The following is a 16763-nucleotide window of genomic DNA, read 5'->3' on the forward strand; positions in this document are numbered from 1 at the left end:
GATGGGATCAGGCCAGATGGGATCAGGTGAGTGTGGTCTCGGCGCTTGCGTCGTCCGCCAGCAGCTTGGCGTCGCTGCCGTCGAAGCAGAGCTCGACCTTGTCGCCGAGGCCAAAACTCTCGCCGGTCACCGGTGAGCGCACGATCGCGGCCGAGCCGTCGGCGAGCTTAACTTCGTATTTCGATTCCGAGCCGAGATAGATGGCTTCCGCGATCGTCCCCGACAGGCGGTTGGCGCCATTGGCAGCACTTTGGCCGGCTCTTTGGATCGCGAGCTTTTCGGGACGCAGCAGCATCACCGGACTGGCTTCTCCCGACAGCTTACGCGGTACCGTCACCGTCTCGCCGGCGATGCTCAGCGCGGTGCTGTTGCCATCGCTGCGCGCCTTGCCGCGCAGCACGGTGGAATCGCCGATGAAGCGGCCGACGAACAGCGTTGCCGGCTCGTCATAGAGCTGACGGCCGGTGCCGACCTGCTCGATGCGCCCGCGGTTGAACACGGCGATGCGGTCGGACAGCACCAGCGCCTCTTCCTGATCATGCGTGACATAGACGAAGGTGGTGCCGAGCTCGCGGTGGATGCGCTTGATCTCGAGCTGCAGCCATTCGCGCAGCTTCTTGTCGAGCGCGCCGAGCGGCTCGTCCATCAAGAGCAGCGGCGGGTCGAAGACGATGGCGCGTGCCAACGCCACGCGCTGCTGCTGGCCTCCCGACAATTCGCTGGGATAGCGATGCGCAAAATCGCCCATCTTGACCATGTCGAGCGCCCTTGCCACGCGTGTCTGCCGCGTCGCCTGGTCGACGCCGCGCAGCGTCAGCGGATAGGCGACGTTGCGGCCGACGCTCATATGCGGGAACAGCGCGTAGTGCTGGAAGACGACGCCGATGTTGCGCTTGTGCGCCGGCACGCCGACGACGCTCTTTTCCCCAACCAAAAGCTTGCCGCTGGTGACGTCGGTAAAACCGGCGATCACGTTGAGCGTCGTCGTCTTGCCCGAACCACTGGGGCCAAGCAGCGTCATGAACTCGCCGGGCTCGATGCGCAGCGACACGCCGTCCAGCGCCTTGAAGCCGCCATAGGCCTTGCTGATCGCTTCGAGATCGATCGAGGCGCCCTTGCTTGTCGGCTTCGGATTCATTGGCGTCCTTTCCGCTCGCGGCCAAGAAGGAGCATGCCGCCGGCGATCAGGATCGTGGTCGCGAAAAGCAGGATCGTGCCGACGGCCGCCACCGTCGGGTCGGCATCGCGCGTAATCGAGGCGAAGATCTGCACCGGCAATGTCTTGAGATAGGGGTTCGTGATGAACAGCGACACGACAATCTCGTCGAACGAGGTGGCGAAGGCGAACAGCAGGCCCGAGAGCACGCCCGGCGCGATCAGCGGCAGCGTCACCGTGCGAAACGTGGTCAGTGCGCCGGCGCCCAGGCTGGCTGCGGCTGTCTCCAGCCGGCGGTCGAACACTTCGAGACTGGCCGAGACCGCGATCAGCACGAAGGGCAGCGCAAGGATGGTGTGGGCCAGCACGAAGCCGAGCAGCGTCCCGACGAGCTGCGTGTCGAGATAGACGGCATAGATGCCGATCGCCAGCACCACGCCCGGCACCACCATCGGCGTCAGCATCAGCATACGCAAAAGGTTCGCCGGCCGCGCCTTCATGCGGTCGAGGCCGAAGGTGGCAAGCGTGCCGAGCACCGTCGCCAGCACCGCCACGATCGAGGCGACCTTCAGCGAATTCAGGAAGCTGTTCGACCAGTCCGGATTGGTGGCGAAATTCTGGTACCACTGCCAGGAAAAGCCTTGCGGCGGAAACGCCAGCGATTTGTTTTCGTTGAACGACATCGGCACCACGACCAGCGTCGGCGCCACCAGCCATATCGCCACCAGCAGGCAGACGAGCCCGAGAAGAACGCGGGTGAGCGGCTTCATCTCCATCAGCGCCGCCCCGCTTCCCGATGCCTGGACCGCATCACAGGTGCTGCCAGCGCCAGCAGCACGAAGGTGGTGACCAGCAGAACGACGCCCATGGCGCCGCCCCTGCCCCATTGCAGCAGGCTCAGCACCTGCGTCTGCACCAGCGTCGACAGCATGGTCGAGCGCGGGCCGCCGAGCAAAGCCGGCGTGATGTAGAAGCCGAGCGACAGGATGAAGACGATGACCGCGCCGGCATAGACGCCGGGCAGCGACAGCGGCAGATAGACGGTGAAGAACGCGCGCGACGGCCGCGCACCGAGGCTTTGCGCCGCACGCATCAGCCTGAGGTCGATGCCTTGCATCACGGAATAGAGCGGCAGGATCATGAACGGCAACAGCACCTGCGCCATGCCGATGACCACGCCGGTCTGGGTGCGGATCAGCTTGACCGCGCCGAACCCGACCGAGCGCAGCAACGAATTGATGACGCCCGAATCCTGCAGCAGGATCACCCATGACAGCGTTCGCACCACACCACTCACCCAGAACGGGATCAGCACGCAAAGCACAAGCACCAGCCGGACGCGCGGCCCGACCGCGGTCATCAGATAGGCATAGGGATAGGCCGCGATGACGCAGACCAGCGTCACCCAGGCCGAAATGACGAAAGTCCGCTGCAGCACTGTCAGGTTGACCGGCGCGCCGAAGAACCAGGCATAGTTCTGCAGCCCCCACTCAGGTTCCGACAGGCTGCGCAGCACGATGGTGAGCAGCGGATACCCGATCACCGCGACGAGCAGGATGAGCGCCGGCGCCGTGAGCGCGAACGGCCGCCATGCCCGACCCGACCGCGCATGGGCGGCGGGTTGGGCGATGGGTTCGGACGCGCTCACGGCCTGGCTCTCACTTGGCTGTTCAGTTGCCGGCCATCAGCGCCGACCACTTCTCCTGCGCCACCGGGAAGTTCTCGACCCAGAACTTGATGTTCTGCTTGTAACCCTGCTTCTGGCGCTCGGGCGTGTTGGTCAGGAAGGCGGCGACCGACGCATCGACCTTGGGCTGCGCGTCATTGTTGATCGGCGTATAGGAGGTCTGCTGCGCCAGGATCTCCTGCGCCCCCTTGCCGAGATAGGCATTGAGCAGCGCATAAGCCGCATCCGTATCCTTGACGCCGACCGGAATGGTCATCTGGTCCATCACCACCAGCCAGTCCTGCCAGGCCGGCGCATATTTGGCGCCGTTCTTCACCGCCGTCATGGCACGTCCGGTCCACATCATCAGCATGTCGGCTTCGCCAGATTCGGCAAGCTGCTGCGATTCAGCGCCGGTCTTCCAATAGATCGTGTCGGGACCGAGCTTGCGGATGACATCGATGGCCTTGTCGATGTCGGCCACCGTCATCGCCTTCGGGTCGCCGCCAGAGGCCTTCAACGCCTGCTCCAGCAGGCCGCCCGTCGGGTCGCCCGAACCGTCGAGCGCGCGCGTGCCGGGGAATTTTGCCGTGTCGAAGAAATCGGCCCAGTTCTTGGGCGGGTTATCCCCATACTTCTCCTTGTTGTACATCAGCACGACGCCGTAGTTCATGGCCGGCACCGAGCATTCGCCGACCTGGCCCTCGGGCACCTTGGAGACGTCGAGCTTGCTGAAATCAAGCTTCTGGAACAGCTTGCCGCAATAGACGTAAGGCGGCAGGTCGGCGGTGTCGACGACGTCCCAGGTGACGTTGCCGGATTCGACCTGCGCCTGCAGCTTGGCGATCTCTGTCGGCCCGTCATTGAGCAGCGTGGCGCCGGACTTTTCGACGAACTCCTTGAGCGCGGCGGCCTGGCCGTCCTGGTAGATGCCGCCATAAGAGACGAGCGTCAGCGTCTTGCCCTTGAGCGAGCCTTCCTTGACCTCACCCGCGACAGGCTTTTCCTGCGCGAACGCTGCGGTTGCCAGAACGCCGAGCGCCAGCACGGCGCCAAGGCCAAGATGTCTTGTTTTCAGCATGATTATTGTTCTCCCATTTGACCCGCATGGATTGAACCTACCTGGCTGCGAGCGGTTTCCAGGCCCTGTATTGATCGAGTTCGGCGCGCACCGAAGTCGGTGGCGCAATGATCCACATCACCTCGGCTCGGCCACTGCCGATGTTCTCTGAGCGATGTGCTGTCGATGTCGCGTATTCGATGCTGTCGCCCTCTTCCAGCACATGCCTGACATCGCCGAGCGAAACCTCGACGATGCCGCGCAACACGACGAGCATCTCGTGCGCGTCGCCATGGGTGTAGAGCGCTGGGCCGGTCGAGCCGCCGATTTCGAACTCGCCGACATAGACTTCCATGTCGCTTAAAGGGGGACGCGAGAGCAGCATCTTGCGGCAGCCGTCGCTGGGCGGCAGGCTCGGCCGCTCGCTGCGCAGCAAGACCCCGCGCTGCCCGGCGGCACTATCCTCGAACAGCATCGCCACGCTTACACCCAGCGCCGAGGCCATCTGGTTGAGCGAGGCGGTGCTGGCGCCGGTCAGGCCGCGCTCGAGCTGGCTGATGAAGCTGGCGCTGGTCCCGGTCAGCTCGGCGAGTTCGCGCAGCGAAAGCCGCCGGCCGAGACGCAGGCTCTTCAGCCGCTGGCCCAGCATCTGATGGGCATGCGTCGCCGTCGAGGCGACGCCATTCTTGACCGGAGCCTGGTCGGTGCTCATCCCGTCTTTTTCTCCCACTGAACAATTTGTACAGTGACACTGTACACGTGGCAAGCGCCGAGTAGGGACATTTAAGATGCCGGCCGAGGCCTAGTCTTCGCCCGGTCGCGCCGCGCCTTGTCGAGTTCCTCCGCGTAGCGCCGCATCAGATGGCCCTCGGTCAAAAGCCCGACAACGGCCCGGTTGTCGAAATTCTCGACCACCGCCAGTTCCTCGGCGACGGCGCGCTGGATGGTTTCGGCGGTGGACCGGACGTTCATGGTCGGCACCAGCACCGCATGCCGGAATTTGGCCGGCGCCAGCACCGGCGTCTCACCATCGGACGGATCGCTGTGCAGTTCGGCGACGATCAGCACGCCGACATAATGCCGGCTGCTTGCGGCGCCATTCTGGCGCTGAGGCGCAGTCAGGCTTGCCGCCCCGCTTCAATTCCCCGCGAGCGTGTCGAGGTATATGAGCGATCGCTTACGCAATCGACGCAGCTGTGTTATTTTTGGCCGTCTCTATTTCCCTCAAGGAGGAGAAGATGAGTGCGCGGGGATTTTTTTCATTAGCTGTTGGCATGATTTTTTTGAGCTCGTCTGCGGTGAGCAATTCAAGCATGGATATGCCGGTTAGGTCTGTTGTGTCACACCCGATGTCTCTTTTTTTGGCGGGAGGCAATCCGGAAAACCAAAGCCGGCCGGCAAAGGAATTTATCCAGACTGCACAACAAGATGTTTGCTGTCCCGGCGGCTACCCTTGGTATCGCAATTCGACGAACACCTGCTACGGCAGCTATGAAGACTGCCACGATACCGATGGCGGCGGATGGTCCTGCAGACAGGTCAACGCCTGCTAGATTTTCTTGGGCCCACGCCTTCTTGACTGTGCCCGGTCCTCAGATCGGCTTCGGCTCGCCGGCCTCATAGAGCATGAGGTTGCGCTCGCCTATGCCGAGCGATGCCCAGCTCGCCCGCCAATCGGCGATGTGAGGCGAGCGGAAATGCGCGTCGAGCGCGGCCCTGTCGCTCCACACCTCGGTTACATGGATGAGCCCGACGTCGAGCACGTCCTGCGCGTAGGAGTATTCGATGCAGCCGGGCTCCGCACGGCTGCCCAGTATCATGCGCCGCATGGCCGGCCTTGCCTCGTCGAGCAGTTGCGCAGGCAGGCGAATGGTGCCGATGATCACCAGCATGATCTCTCTCCTCAAGGCCTCTGTCGTCCTGGCAAGTAACCAGTCCTCCCACCCTCGCGCAAGCTTGACCGGTTAGGCTCGAAGGGCTGTCGCGTGCTCGGCAGGCTTGTGATTGGGGACGATATGGCCGTCAGCGAAAGCTTAGCGACAGGAACAGTGGCCAAGAACGGCCGCGATGTCTTCTTCGCCATCGGCATCGTCATCATCCTGGCCGTGCTGTTCCTCCCGATCCCGGCCTTCCTCATCGACATCGGCCTCGCCTTCTCGATCGCATTGTCGGTGCTGATCCTGATGGTGGCGCTGTGGATCCAGCGGCCGCTCGATTTCTCGTCCTTCCCGACCGTGCTGCTCATCGCCACCATGTTGCGGCTGTCGCTCAACATCGCCACCACGCGCATGATCCTGTCGCATGGCAATGAGGGCACGCACGCCGCCGGCTATGTCATCGCCGGCTTCTCCAAACTGGTGATGGCCAGCGATTTCGTCATCGGCCTGATCGTCTTCATGATCCTGATCGTAGTCAACTTCATCGTCATCACCAAGGGCGCCACCCGTATTGCCGAAGTCGGCGCCCGCTTTACCCTCGACGCTATCCCCGGCAAGCAGATGTCGATCGACGCCGACCTGTCCGCCGGCATGATCGACGACAAGACAGCGCAACTGCGCCGCAGAGAACTCGAGGAAGAATCGTCCTTCTTCGGCTCGATGGACGGCGCCTCGAAATTCGTGCGCGGCGATGCCATTGCCGGCCTCATCATCACCGCCATCAACATCGTCGGCGGCATCGCCATCGGCTACATCAGGCACGGCATGGGCATGGGCGAAGCCGCCGATGTCTTCATCAAGCTGTCGGTCGGCGACGGCCTGGTCACCCAGATCCCGGCGCTTATCGTTTCGCTCGCCGCCGGCCTGCTGGTGTCCAAGGGCGGCACGCGCGGCTCGACCAACCAGGCGGTGTTCGGCCAGCTCGGCGCGCATCCGCGCGCGCTCTATGTCGCGGCCTCGCTGCTCGTCCTGCTCGGCCTGATGCCCGGCCTGCCGTTCTTCCCGTTCTTCACGCTGGCTGCAGGCATGGCCGGTCTTGGCTACGTCATCCCGATGCGCGCCAACCGCGAGGCTGCCGCCGCCGAAGCGATCAAGGATCTGGAGAAGGCGAACAAGGTCGAGGAAGAGAAGAACTCGGTCAAGGCTTCGCTGACCACCGCCGAGATCGAGCTTCTGATCGGCAAGCAGCTGTCGACGCGGCTGCTGGTGTCGCATCAGGAACTGGTGTTCCGCATGGCCAAGATGCGCAAGAAATTTGCCACGCAATACGGCTTCGTCGTGCCGGAAGTGCGCGTCGCCGACGATTTCGGCATCCCGCCGAAAAGCTATCAGATCAAGGTCCACGGCACCGTCGTCGCCGAATACCAGATGCGCGTCGGCGAGATCATGGTGCTGCTGGGGAACCGGGATTTGCCCGACGTTCCCGGCGAGGAAATCCGCGAGCCGGCCTTCGGCATGCGCGCCTTCTCGGTGCTCGAAACCTTCGCCGAGGATCTGAAGCGCGAGAACTATACCTTTGCCGACAACATGTCGGTGCTGCTCACCCATTTGTCCGAGGTGATCCGCAACAACCTGCCGCAGCTTCTGTCCTACAAGGACATGAAGGCGCTGCTCGAGCGCCAGGATCCGGAATACCGCAAGCTCGCCGACGAGATCTGCACCTCGCACATCTCCTATCCCGGCCTGCAGGCGGTGCTGAAATTGCTGCTGGCCGAACGCGTATCGATCCGCAACCTGCATTTGATCATCGAGGCTATCGCCGAGATCGCGCCGCATGTGCGCCGCACCGAGCAGATCGTCGAGCATGTCCGCATCCGCATGGCCCAGCAGATCTGCGGCGATCTCTCCGAGGGCGGCATGCTCAAGGTGCTGCGCCTCGGCAACCGCTGGGACCTCGCCTTCCACCAGAGCCTCAAGCGCGACGCCAAGGGCGAGGTGCGCGAATTCGACATCGACCCGCGCCAGCTGGAGGAATTCGGCCAGGACGCGACCAAGGCGATCCGCAAGCATCTCGAGGCCGGCGAGCGTTTTGTCCTCGTCACCGCGCCCGATGCTCGCCCCTATGTGCGCATGATCATCGAGCGCCTGTTCACGACGCTTCCCGTTCTCTCCCATGTCGAAATCGCCAAGGGCGTCGAGATCAAGGTGCTCGGGACGATCTCGTGAACATACTGTCGCAAGGCGTCGTCATCGCCGCCTTCCTCGCCTTCTGTCGCATCGGCGCCTGCTTCATGCTGATGCCGGGCCTGTCCAGCGCCCGCGTGCCGGTCCAGGTCCGGCTGTTCGTGTCGATCGCCGCCACCGGTGGCCTGCTCGCCTTCCTGTGGGACAAGATCTTTCCCTTCGTCGATGCGCGTCCGCAGGTGCTGGCGCCGATGATCATCTCCGAACTTTTGGTCGGCGGGCTGATCGGCGCGATGACGAGGCTCTACATGGAGGCTCTGCGCTTCATGGGTTCGGCCATCGCCATGCTGATCGGCTATGGCGGCACCGGCGGCCCCGCCATCGAGGAGCCAGAACCGCAGGCGGCTCTCGCCGCCATCATCTCGTTTTCAGCGTTGCTGCTGCTCTTCGTCTTCGATTTCGACCACGAGATCATCCGCGCTCTGGTCGCCTCCTACACGGTGGCGCCGGTCAACGTCTTCTTCAATCCCCAGGCCGCCCTGGTCGATCTCACCGACACGGTGTCGGACGCCTTCTTCCTGGTCATCCGGCTCGGCAGCCCGTTCATCGCCTATGCCATTCTCGTCAATTTGACGATCGGCTTCGTCAACAAGCTGACGCCGCAGATCCCGGTCTATTTTATCTCGCTGCCTTTCGTCATCGCCGGCGGCATGATCATCTTCTACTTCGCCATCGGCACCATGCTGTCGCTGTTCGTCGACGGCTTTGTCGACCTGACGCTGGCGAGGTGAGATGAGCACGCGCAAGGAACGGCTGAAGAAACTGGTCAAGGTGCAGGAGCAGTTGAAGGCCCTGCACGAGACGCGCCATGCGGCCTTCCTGGCGGCAGCGGCAACCGCCGAAACCGAGGCCAGGGAACTTGTCCAGCATTTCGACGCCGACCAGTCGATGGCGGTGCTGTTCCCTGACCTCTACCATCGCCGCATCGCCAATGCGCTGGTCCGGCAGGAAGCGAGCCTGGAAGGCGCCAGGCAGGAGGTCACGCTCATCGCCACTGCGACGGCGCGCACCAACATGGTCGAGCGCGCCTACAAGGACGTGCGCCGACAGGACGAACGCGAACGCTCCGACCGCGACCGGCTCGATCTGATCGCGCAGAGGCGAGGGCAGGAATAATCGGAAGTTAGAGCCGGGTCACCTGCGGACGGCGTTCGGTTTCGTTCCGTGCGGCGGGCTGTGTTGGGTGTACGGCGCCGTGTTCGGCCTCTGCGCCTACGCCACCTACGATCTGACCATGGCGACGCCGGCAGCGCCCACCGCAAACGACCAGATCGCATCGACCCAGCCGGAGTTGCCGCTGCTGATAGCAATGGCCTAGCATCCGGCGAAGGATTTCGAGCCGGCAAGCCTGCCACAAGCTTGCTGCGGCATGGTCGCTCAGGAAACCCGGCAAAGAGGCGGACTTTCTTGGCGATTTCTCCACCCAGCGACATCGTTCTCGATGTTGCCCGAGCCGTCGACCCGGCGGATATCGAGGCTGCCCGTGCCGCGCTGGCCAAGCGGGCCAACGGCGTTGGCGGTAATTTTTCTGTCGACATGGCTGCTTCGGTCGATGCCGGCTCGATCCTGTCGCGCGCCACCGCCGACAAGGCCGCCGCAAATGCCGATCCCGCCAGCAAGTTCAAGAAGTTCGAGGCGATGGTCTTGCAGACCTTCATCCAGAACATGCTGCCCAAGGACACAGAGGGCGTCTACGGCAAGGGGCTGGCCGGCGACATGTGGAAATCGCAGCTTGCCGAGCGTGTCGCCGACGTCATGGCCGAGCGCGGAGGGATCGGCATCGCCAAATCGCTGCTCGCCGACCACTACAAGGACGGCAAGCGCACCGTGCCGATCGGCCCGGTGTCAACCGGGCCGCACAAGACCGAGATCGACCAGCAGACCCGGCTGTCCACCTCGCTGGTCGAGGAATTGCAGCGCAAGGCCGCACGGTCGATGACCGGCGACGAGACGACCATCAAAACCGAAATCAAGATCTAGACCAGGATTTTCAATGGCCGATTTTTCAAAATACTCTTCCAACCTGCCGGCGCGTACGTCCGAAGCGCCGATCCCGTTTGCACGGCCGGGCAACCTTGCCGCCATCATCGGCCGCATCGAGGAAGCGGTCGAGGAAGAGACGGCCGGTTTGAAGAACGACACCAGCTATGACCTCAAGGCCTCCAACGCCCGCAAGAGCCGCTACCTCTATGAGCTGACCCGCGCCATGAAGGGCGCCAACGAGATCGAATTCCTGGAACAGCATCGCGACAGTCTGGCGCGGCTGCGCCACAAGCTCGCGAAAAACGAGGCTGCAATCCTCGCCCACCTCAACGCGGTCAACGAAGTCGCCACGCTGTTGAAGAACGCCATTCAGCGCGCCGAAGCCGACGGCACATACTCGGCCGGCGAATTCGGTTGGGCGAGCTGATGATCTCGGCAACAGGCGGGAACAACCGGTGATCAAATTCATCGCCGCCGCGATCTGGATCTGCGCCGCCACGCTTGGCGCGGTGTTCTATTCGTTCCAGGCGGCCGGTGAGCGCGGCGTCGGCGAGACGCCGAAACCGATGCTGGGTGGCCTCGACTACGTCAAGACCGACATCATCTCGGTGCCGCTGATCCGCGATTCCAAGATCGACGGCTATTTCCTCACCAAGCTCGTCTACACGGTCGAGCCGGCCGAGATAAAGAAGATGTCGATCCCGGCCGAAGCGCTGATGACCGATCAGGTGTATTCCTATCTCTACTCCAATCCTCAGATCGACTTCACCAAGAAGGAAACCATCGATCTCGATGCCTTCCGCAAGGCCATACGCGACACCGTCAACGCTCGCGTCGGCGCCGACCTGGTGCATGAAGTGCTGATCGACCAGGTCAACTTCCTGACCAAGGACGAAATCCGCGACAACGCCATGCGCCGCCGCAAGGATCCGGCCACGCCGACCGAACCGGCCCCGGCGGAATCGGCCCAGGCCGAGGCGGCGAAGCCCGGTGCTGAACACTAACCTTCGTCGCACGGCGAATGTTCTCTGCCGCATTCCTTCCGACTGAAACGAGATGACGCATCGCGCGTTGACGTTTACGTCAACTCGAAGCTATATGCGCCAAGCGACCCGGATCGCGGTACGCGCGAGACAGTGACTTCGGCGGAGGCCGGTCACTGAAGCGCGGCAAAACGCAACGAGACCAGGAGAACAGTCATGAGCGTTCAGGACATTGCCGAGAAGATGAGGTCGCGCGTGGCGAGCGCCGGGTTCGAACATTCCGTGAAGTTCGATACCGGCAGCAACGGCGTCATCGTCATCGACGGCGCAACCGTCTCGACCACCGACGCGCCGACCGACTGCACCATAAAGCTGTCGCTCGACGATCTGGATTCGCTGATCGCCGGCGACCTCAACCCGACCATGGCGTTCATGTCCGGCAAGATAAAGGTCGAAGGCGATATGTCGGTCGCCATGGCGCTCAGCCAACTGATCGGCTGAGCCCTTCGCAAAAACAAAACGCCGCCCTCGCTGAAATGCAAAGGACCGGCGGCGTTTGTTTTTGGACAATCAGGCGGCCAGCGACAGCCTCTGTGCCTTGAGCTTGCGACCTGCAGCCCTCAGCGTGCCACGCGCGCCGTCGAGCGCACCATCGATCAGTTCCAGCGCCAGCAGGCGGTGCCGCTCGTACGGACCAGGCATGGCGAGCGCGCCGGTCTTCTCCGCCGAGAAGCCGAAGCGGCCATAGTAAGGCGCATCGCCGACCAGCAGCACCGCGGCATGGCCGAGACGCGCGGCCTCGGCCAAAGCATGGCGCATCAGCGCCGAGCCGATGCCGGCGTTCTTCAGCGCCGGATCGACGGCGAGCGGTCCGAGCAGAAGTGCTCCCGGGCCGCCCTCGCCCAGACGTACGTCCCACAGCCGCACCGTGCCGGCAACCGCGCCGGCGGCATCCCGCACGACAAAAGCGAGACCTTCGGAAGGCCGGCGGCCACGCCGCAGCTTCTCCGACGATTTCTTGCGCCGCATCGGCCCCATGGCGCGATCGAGCAACGCTTCACGCGATGCAATGTCTGCCGCAGTTTCGGCGACGATGGGAATGGCGCCGGCAATCTCCCCCCTCGAGGGGGAGAATCCAATGCCGTCAATGTAATTTACAATGTCCATTTCCGCGATCCTTCACGAGCGGAGCTTGTTCCACAGGCGAACCCGAGCGGACGCAAACGTCCGTCTGAGGTGATCTGAAGGCCGAAGCCGTCAGATCACGTAGGATCGGAGAGGCTCGAAGCCGTTGAAGGCGACCGCCGAGTAGGTGGTCGTGTAGGCGCCGGTGCCTTCGATCAGCACATCGTCGCCGATGGTCAGCGACAGAGGCAGCGGATACGGCGTCTTCTCGTACATCACATCGGCCGAATCGCAGGTCGGGCCGGCGAGCACGCAAGGTGCTGTCTCCGAGCCGTCATGGCGGGTGACGATCGGATAGCGGATCGCCTCGTCCATCGTCTCGGCCAGACCGCCGAACTTGCCGATGTCGAGGAACACCCAGCGCACATTGTCGTTTTCGGCCTTCTTGGAGATCAGCACGACTTCCGACTTGATGACGCCGGCATTGCCGACCATGCCGCGGCCCGGCTCGATGATGGTCTCCGGGATGGCATTGCCGAAATGCTTGCGCAGCGCCGAAAAGATCGCCTGGCCGTAAGCCTGGGCCGCCGGCACGTCCCTGAGGTAGCGCGTTGGGAAACCGCCGCCCATATTGACCATCTTGAGGACGATGCCTTCATCGGCGAGCGTGGCGAACACCTTCTTGGCGTCGGCCAGCGCACGGTCCCACGCCGTCAGGTCGGTCTGCTGCGAGCCGACATGGAACGACACGCCATAGGCGTCGAGGCCGAGCGTCCTGGCATGGCGCAGCACGTCGACGGCCATCGCCGGCACGCAGCCGAACTTGCGCGACAGCGGCCACTCGGCGCCTTCGCCGTCGGTCAGCACGCGGCAGAACACGCGGGCGCCGGGAGCGACGCGGGCGATCTTGTCGACTTCCTCGACGCAATCGACGGCAAACAGCCGAATGCCGAGCTGGTAGGCGCGTGCAATGTCACGCTCCTTCTTGATGGTGTTGCCGAAGGAGATACGGTCCGCCGGCGCACCGGCGTCCATCGCCATCTCGACCTCGGCAACGGAAGCGGTGTCGAAGGATGAGCCCATCGCAGCAAGCAGGCGCAGGATTTCCGGCGCCGGATTTGCTTTCACCGCATAGTAGATCCGGGAATCGGGCAGCGCCTTTTCGAAGGCGCGAAAATTGTCGCGCACGACATCGAGGTCGACGACGAGGCAGGGGCCGGACGGACGTCGGGTGGCGAGGAAGTCGAGGATGCGCTGAGTGGCCATCGGGGTCTCTCCATTAACGCCTTGCGGCGCGCAATAAGGCTGCGGACGCGGGCTCTCGGCCTCGCGACGCGCGGTCAAACAAAGGCGGGACGGAAATTCATGGAACCAGCCGGTGGAGACCCCGGAACCATGAAACGCCGTCTCGCGGCGGTGAACCTTGGCCTTGCCCGGCCTCGGTTCGCTTTGTCTGCCTTGGCTTGGATGGGAGACCCGTCCGCACTGCCGGCAATGAAGGTGTGCCTCTTCAGTAACCCCGGTCTTTGGACGACCGGCAGAACACCAGAAAGGCCCGCACCGTCGTTGCTTCAAGGTGTCCTCGGGCTGGCGGTTGGCCGCTAGACCGACTGGAGGGGTTAGCTCCAGTTACCTTACCGATTTCCCTCACCATTCGAGGATCGGCGGACACCCACAGGCACGTGCGACTTTGGGCAAGCGCGATATAAGATCGAAAGATTTCACAATCAATAAAAATCGTATCCCAGGTTGTAAAATTTCCGGCATCGAACAATGCTGGGCCTACTGTATACGGATATCGAACGATGCCAGGCACGCACGGCCCGCTCAACGCCTTTCTTGACCTGCGCCGCATGCCGGTCGCCAATGCGGAACTGGGGCCGCTGGCCGGGCTCAGGCTGGCGGTAAAGGACATTTACGACGTCGCCGGCTACCGCACCGGTTGCGGCAATCTGGTGAAGTTCGACGAGGCGCATGCCGCGTCCAGCACGGCACCGGCCGTGCAGATGATTCTCGACGCCGGCGCGCGCTTCATCGGCAAGACGCAGACCGACGAGTTCGCTTTCTCGCTGATGGGCCAGAACGCGCATTTTCCGTTTCCGGTGAACCCGGCCGCTCCCGATCGCGTCACCGGCGGTTCCTCGTCAGGCTCGGCGGCGGCGGTGGCCGGCAAGCTTGCCGATATCGCTACCGGGTCGGACACCGGCGGCTCGATCCGCGCCCCGGCGAGCTTTTGCGGATTGATCGGGCTGCGCACCACGCATGGCCGCATTTCGCTCGAAGGCACGATGAAGCTGGCGCCGAGCTTCGACACATTCGGCTGGTTCGCCGACGACATCGAGACCTATGAGACGATCGGCAAATTGCTGCTCGGCCGCGACCCGCATCCATATCCGCTCACCCGGCCGCTTTCGATCCGCTGGCTGGACGCTTTCGTGGCCGGCCCCGCCGAGGCAGCCGAATATGCCAGGATGAGAGCGCTGGCCGCCAGTCTTATCGGTGAGCCGGCGCCGGAAGAGTACAGCTTCGCCTCCTTCCCCGACGAGCTCTACTGGTGCTTTCGCCGCCTCCAGGCCGCCGAGGCCTGGCAGCAGCATGGCGCCTGGATCATTTCTGGCGAGCGCGATCTCGGGCCGGGCGTCGAGGAGCGCTTTGGTTTTGGCCGCACGATCGACGAAAAGACCGCGCGCGCCGAGGCGGTGCGCCGCCTGACGTTCCGCTCCGAGCTAGCCGCGCTGCTCGGCCAGGACGGGTTTCTTGTCCTGCCCACCGTTCCAGGCCCCGCACCTCTGGTCAAAAGCGAGCCGCAGCAGCTCCAGGCCTACCGCGAAAGGGCCTTGCATCTTTTGTGCCTTTCGGGTCTGTCAGGCTTTCCGCAAATCACCCTGCCGCTGGGCTCGGTTGACGGTGCCCCTTTCGGCCTCTCGCTGCTCGGCCCTCCCGGCAGCGACATTGCCCTGATACGGCTCGGCCGGCGAATTCTCGATGCGGCACGAAAGGCCTGATGATGGATACACTGACCCGCATGCGCGCCTTCATCGACGTCGTCGAGGCCGAAGGCTTTTCGGCGGCCGCGCGCAAGATCGGTCGCTCCAAGGCGCTGCTGTCGAAATATGTGCGCGAACTCGAGGACGAACTCGGCGCGCTGCTGCTCAACCGCACCACGCGGCAGTTCTCGTTGACTGAGGCCGGCCATACCTATTACAGCCGCGCTTCGGAAATCGTGCGCGAGGTCGACAGCCTAGCCGACGCCGTGCGCGAATCCTCCGGTGACGTGCGCGGCAGGATCAAGCTGTCGGCGGCGCGCACCTTTGCCGATGCACCGATCGGCCAGTCGCTGATCGACTTCGCCAAGCAGCATCCCGACATCGTGCTCGACATCCATCTCGACGACCGTTTTGTCGATCTGGTCGAGGAAGGTTTCGATCTTGCCGTGCGCATCTCGCGCCTGGAGAACTCATCGCTGATCGCCCGCCGCCTGGGGCCGTTTTCGATCAAGCTTTGCGCCTCGCCGGAGCTGATCGCCAAGCACGGCAAGCCGACGCGCCCGCAGGATCTCGCCAACTTGCCCTGCATCGTCGACACCAATGGCCGCTCGCTCGCCAACTGGCGCTTCAGGGGCGATGGCGAGGAGTCTGTCAGTGTCAACGTATCGGGTCCGATCGAGGTCAACAGCCCGATGGCCGCGCGAGCCGCCGCCGTGTCCGGTCTGGGCTTCACCATCCTGCCGGATTTCATCGCCGCACCCGACCTCGCATCCGGGCTGCTGGTGTCCTTGCTTGACGACCGCATCCAGTCGGGCAGCGGCATTTTCGCCGTCTACCCGCACCGCCGCTATCTGCCGGCCAAGGTCCGTGTCTTCGTCGATTTTCTGGTGCAGTGGTTCAAGAACCGCGAGAGCGCCTGACCCGGTCTTGCCGTGCCGCGGTCCCAATTTCGCCCCGTTTCTGGTAACCTCTCGAAATCTCTCCGAGGCCGATGGAACAGCGACCGAGAATGCATCTGAAACGGCACGCAATCATGCTGGCTTCGGCCTTGGCGGCGCCTTTTGCCGCCGTCGGAGCGGCTGGCGCGCATCCTCATGTCTTCGCCGAGGCCCGCCTCGACGTGATCCTCTCTCCGGATCACCAAAGTGTGAAAGCGCTGCGTCACCTCTGGCGTTTCGATGATCTGTTTTCGAGTACGGTGATGATGGAGTTCGACAAGAACTCCGACCTGAAGCTTGACGACAAGGAGCTGAAGGATGTCGCCGACACAGTTCATGCCTCGCTGGCCGAATTCAACTATTTCCAGCTCGTCACCGTCGACGGCAAGGACGTGCCTATGACGCCGCCACCGCATCTGATGGCCAATTTTGACAACGACCAGTTGATCATCCTGTTCGAATCCGAACCCAAGGTGCCGATCAAGCTCGCCGGCAAGATCGATTTCGGCGTCTACGATCCAACCTTCTACACAGCGATCGACTTCACCGAGGATAGCAACATCACGGTGGAAGGCCTGCCCTCGAACTGCACCAAGAGCGTCATCCGGCCTGATCCAGACGAGGCGATCAAGGAAAACCAGAAGACCCTGACGGACGCGTTCTTCAACGACCCGACAGGCACCGACATGAGCAAGATCTTCGCCACCAAGCTCGAACTGAATTGCCCGCCAGAAGGATAGATCC

The 16763-nt window shown here is 63.3% G+C and carries 21 protein-coding genes; 12 read left to right on the plus strand and 9 right to left on the minus strand.

The genetic code is table 11. The features are described from left to right. Positions 1–22: 22 nt before the first annotated feature. The 6 genes from NKH22_RS11120 to NKH22_RS11145 form a co-directional block, all read right to left on the minus strand. Entirely contained in the window at positions 23–1138 is a 1116-nt protein-coding gene (locus NKH22_RS11120) for an ABC transporter ATP-binding protein (protein ID WP_023735029.1), read from the minus strand. After that, entirely contained in the window at positions 1135–1932 is a 798-nt protein-coding gene (locus tag NKH22_RS11125; protein ID WP_023671902.1) for an ABC transporter permease, read from the minus strand. The genes NKH22_RS11120 and NKH22_RS11125 overlap by 4 nt, the downstream gene beginning before the upstream one ends. Continuing rightward, the gene (locus NKH22_RS11130; protein WP_023671903.1) at positions 1932–2804 is read right to left on the minus strand and encodes an ABC transporter permease; all 873 of its coding nucleotides are present in this window, start codon (positions 2802–2804) and stop codon (positions 1932–1934) included. Before NKH22_RS11130 ends, NKH22_RS11125 begins: the two co-directional genes overlap by 1 nt. Positions 2805–2826: 22 nt before the next feature. Beyond that, on the minus strand, positions 2827–3903 hold the full coding sequence (locus NKH22_RS11135; RefSeq protein ID WP_023686368.1) for an extracellular solute-binding protein: 1077 nt from the start codon (positions 3901–3903) through the stop codon (positions 2827–2829). A 37-nt stretch (positions 3904–3940) separates the two neighbouring features. Beyond that, positions 3941–4594, minus strand: coding sequence for a helix-turn-helix domain-containing protein (locus tag NKH22_RS11140; protein ID WP_027049833.1), 654 nt, complete (start codon positions 4592–4594; stop codon positions 3941–3943). Between the two features lie 71 nt (positions 4595–4665). Beyond that, the gene (locus tag NKH22_RS11145) at positions 4666–4950 is read right to left on the minus strand and encodes a hypothetical protein (protein WP_023671906.1); all 285 of its coding nucleotides are present in this window, start codon (positions 4948–4950) and stop codon (positions 4666–4668) included. 170 nt (positions 4951–5120) lie between these two features. Here NKH22_RS11145 and NKH22_RS11150 point away from each other — a divergent pair, with 170 nt between their 5' ends. After that, on the plus strand, positions 5121–5435 hold the full coding sequence (locus NKH22_RS11150) for a hypothetical protein (RefSeq protein ID WP_155921527.1): 315 nt from the start codon (positions 5121–5123) through the stop codon (positions 5433–5435). Between the two features lie 39 nt (positions 5436–5474). Here NKH22_RS11150 and NKH22_RS11155 read toward each other — a convergent pair whose 3' ends face one another. After that, positions 5475–5774, minus strand: a complete 300-nt coding sequence (locus tag NKH22_RS11155; protein ID WP_023671907.1) for a putative quinol monooxygenase — start codon at positions 5772–5774, stop codon at positions 5475–5477. Between the two features lie 123 nt (positions 5775–5897). Between NKH22_RS11155 and flhA the strand changes: the two genes are divergently transcribed. The 8 genes from flhA to NKH22_RS11195 all read left to right on the plus strand — a co-directional run bounded on the left by flhA (position 5898) and on the right by NKH22_RS11195 (position 11470). After that, positions 5898–7985: a flagellar biosynthesis protein FlhA gene (gene flhA, locus NKH22_RS11160; protein WP_023671908.1), complete on the plus strand. Its 2088-nt coding sequence runs from the start codon at positions 5898–5900 to the stop codon at positions 7983–7985. Further along, positions 7982–8734 (plus strand): flagellar biosynthetic protein FliR, encoded by a 753-nt coding sequence (fliR, locus tag NKH22_RS11165; protein WP_023691740.1) that lies wholly within the window; start codon positions 7982–7984, stop codon positions 8732–8734. The genes flhA and fliR overlap by 4 nt, the downstream gene beginning before the upstream one ends. Before the next feature lies 1 nt (position 8735). Further along, positions 8736–9119 (plus strand): hypothetical protein, encoded by a 384-nt coding sequence (locus NKH22_RS11170; RefSeq protein WP_023691741.1) that lies wholly within the window; start codon positions 8736–8738, stop codon positions 9117–9119. Between the two features lie 67 nt (positions 9120–9186). Beyond that, positions 9187–9321 carry a hypothetical protein gene (locus NKH22_RS11175; protein WP_023691742.1) on the plus strand — a complete coding sequence of 45 codons (135 nt, stop codon included), beginning with the start codon at positions 9187–9189 and terminating at the stop codon, positions 9319–9321. An 89-nt stretch (positions 9322–9410) separates the two neighbouring features. Continuing rightward, positions 9411–9983: a rod-binding protein gene (locus tag NKH22_RS11180; protein ID WP_023671918.1), complete on the plus strand. Its 573-nt coding sequence runs from the start codon at positions 9411–9413 to the stop codon at positions 9981–9983. 13 nt (positions 9984–9996) lie between these two features. Continuing rightward, complete coding sequence (locus NKH22_RS11185; RefSeq protein WP_352909537.1) at positions 9997–10413, plus strand: hypothetical protein; 417 nt, start codon at positions 9997–9999, stop codon at positions 10411–10413. Between the two features lie 28 nt (positions 10414–10441). After that, the gene (locus NKH22_RS11190) at positions 10442–10990 is read left to right on the plus strand and encodes a hypothetical protein (protein WP_352802932.1); all 549 of its coding nucleotides are present in this window, start codon (positions 10442–10444) and stop codon (positions 10988–10990) included. A gap of 195 nt (positions 10991–11185) precedes the next feature. Continuing rightward, positions 11186–11470, plus strand: a complete 285-nt coding sequence (locus NKH22_RS11195) for an SCP2 sterol-binding domain-containing protein (protein ID WP_023683274.1) — start codon at positions 11186–11188, stop codon at positions 11468–11470. Between the two features lie 69 nt (positions 11471–11539). Here the strand turns inward: NKH22_RS11195 and NKH22_RS11200 are convergent, their stop codons facing one another. Together NKH22_RS11200 and odc2 are read right to left on the minus strand one after the other, a co-directional pair. After that, positions 11540–12136: a GNAT family N-acetyltransferase gene (locus tag NKH22_RS11200; RefSeq protein WP_023728392.1), complete on the minus strand. Its 597-nt coding sequence runs from the start codon at positions 12134–12136 to the stop codon at positions 11540–11542. A 90-nt stretch (positions 12137–12226) separates the two neighbouring features. Next, positions 12227–13360, minus strand: a complete 1134-nt coding sequence (gene odc2 / locus NKH22_RS11205) for an ornithine/lysine decarboxylase (protein ID WP_023671923.1) — start codon at positions 13358–13360, stop codon at positions 12227–12229. 539 nt (positions 13361–13899) lie between these two features. Here odc2 and NKH22_RS11210 point away from each other — a divergent pair. The 3 genes from NKH22_RS11210 to NKH22_RS11220 all read left to right on the plus strand — a co-directional run bounded on the left by NKH22_RS11210 (position 13900) and on the right by NKH22_RS11220 (position 16759). Then, positions 13900–15099, plus strand: coding sequence for an amidase (locus NKH22_RS11210; protein ID WP_023695723.1), 1200 nt, complete (start codon positions 13900–13902; stop codon positions 15097–15099). 2 nt (positions 15100–15101) lie between these two features. Next, positions 15102–16001, plus strand: coding sequence for a LysR family transcriptional regulator (locus NKH22_RS11215; RefSeq protein WP_023671925.1), 900 nt, complete (start codon positions 15102–15104; stop codon positions 15999–16001). 89 nt (positions 16002–16090) lie between these two features. Continuing rightward, on the plus strand, positions 16091–16759 hold the full coding sequence (locus NKH22_RS11220) for a DUF1007 family protein (protein WP_023695722.1): 669 nt from the start codon (positions 16091–16093) through the stop codon (positions 16757–16759). Positions 16760–16763: the final 4 nt, after the last annotated feature.

The sequence above is a fragment of the Mesorhizobium sp. M1252 genome (genome assembly GCF_040318265.1).
Lineage (GTDB): Bacteria > Pseudomonadota > Alphaproteobacteria > Rhizobiales > Rhizobiaceae > Mesorhizobium.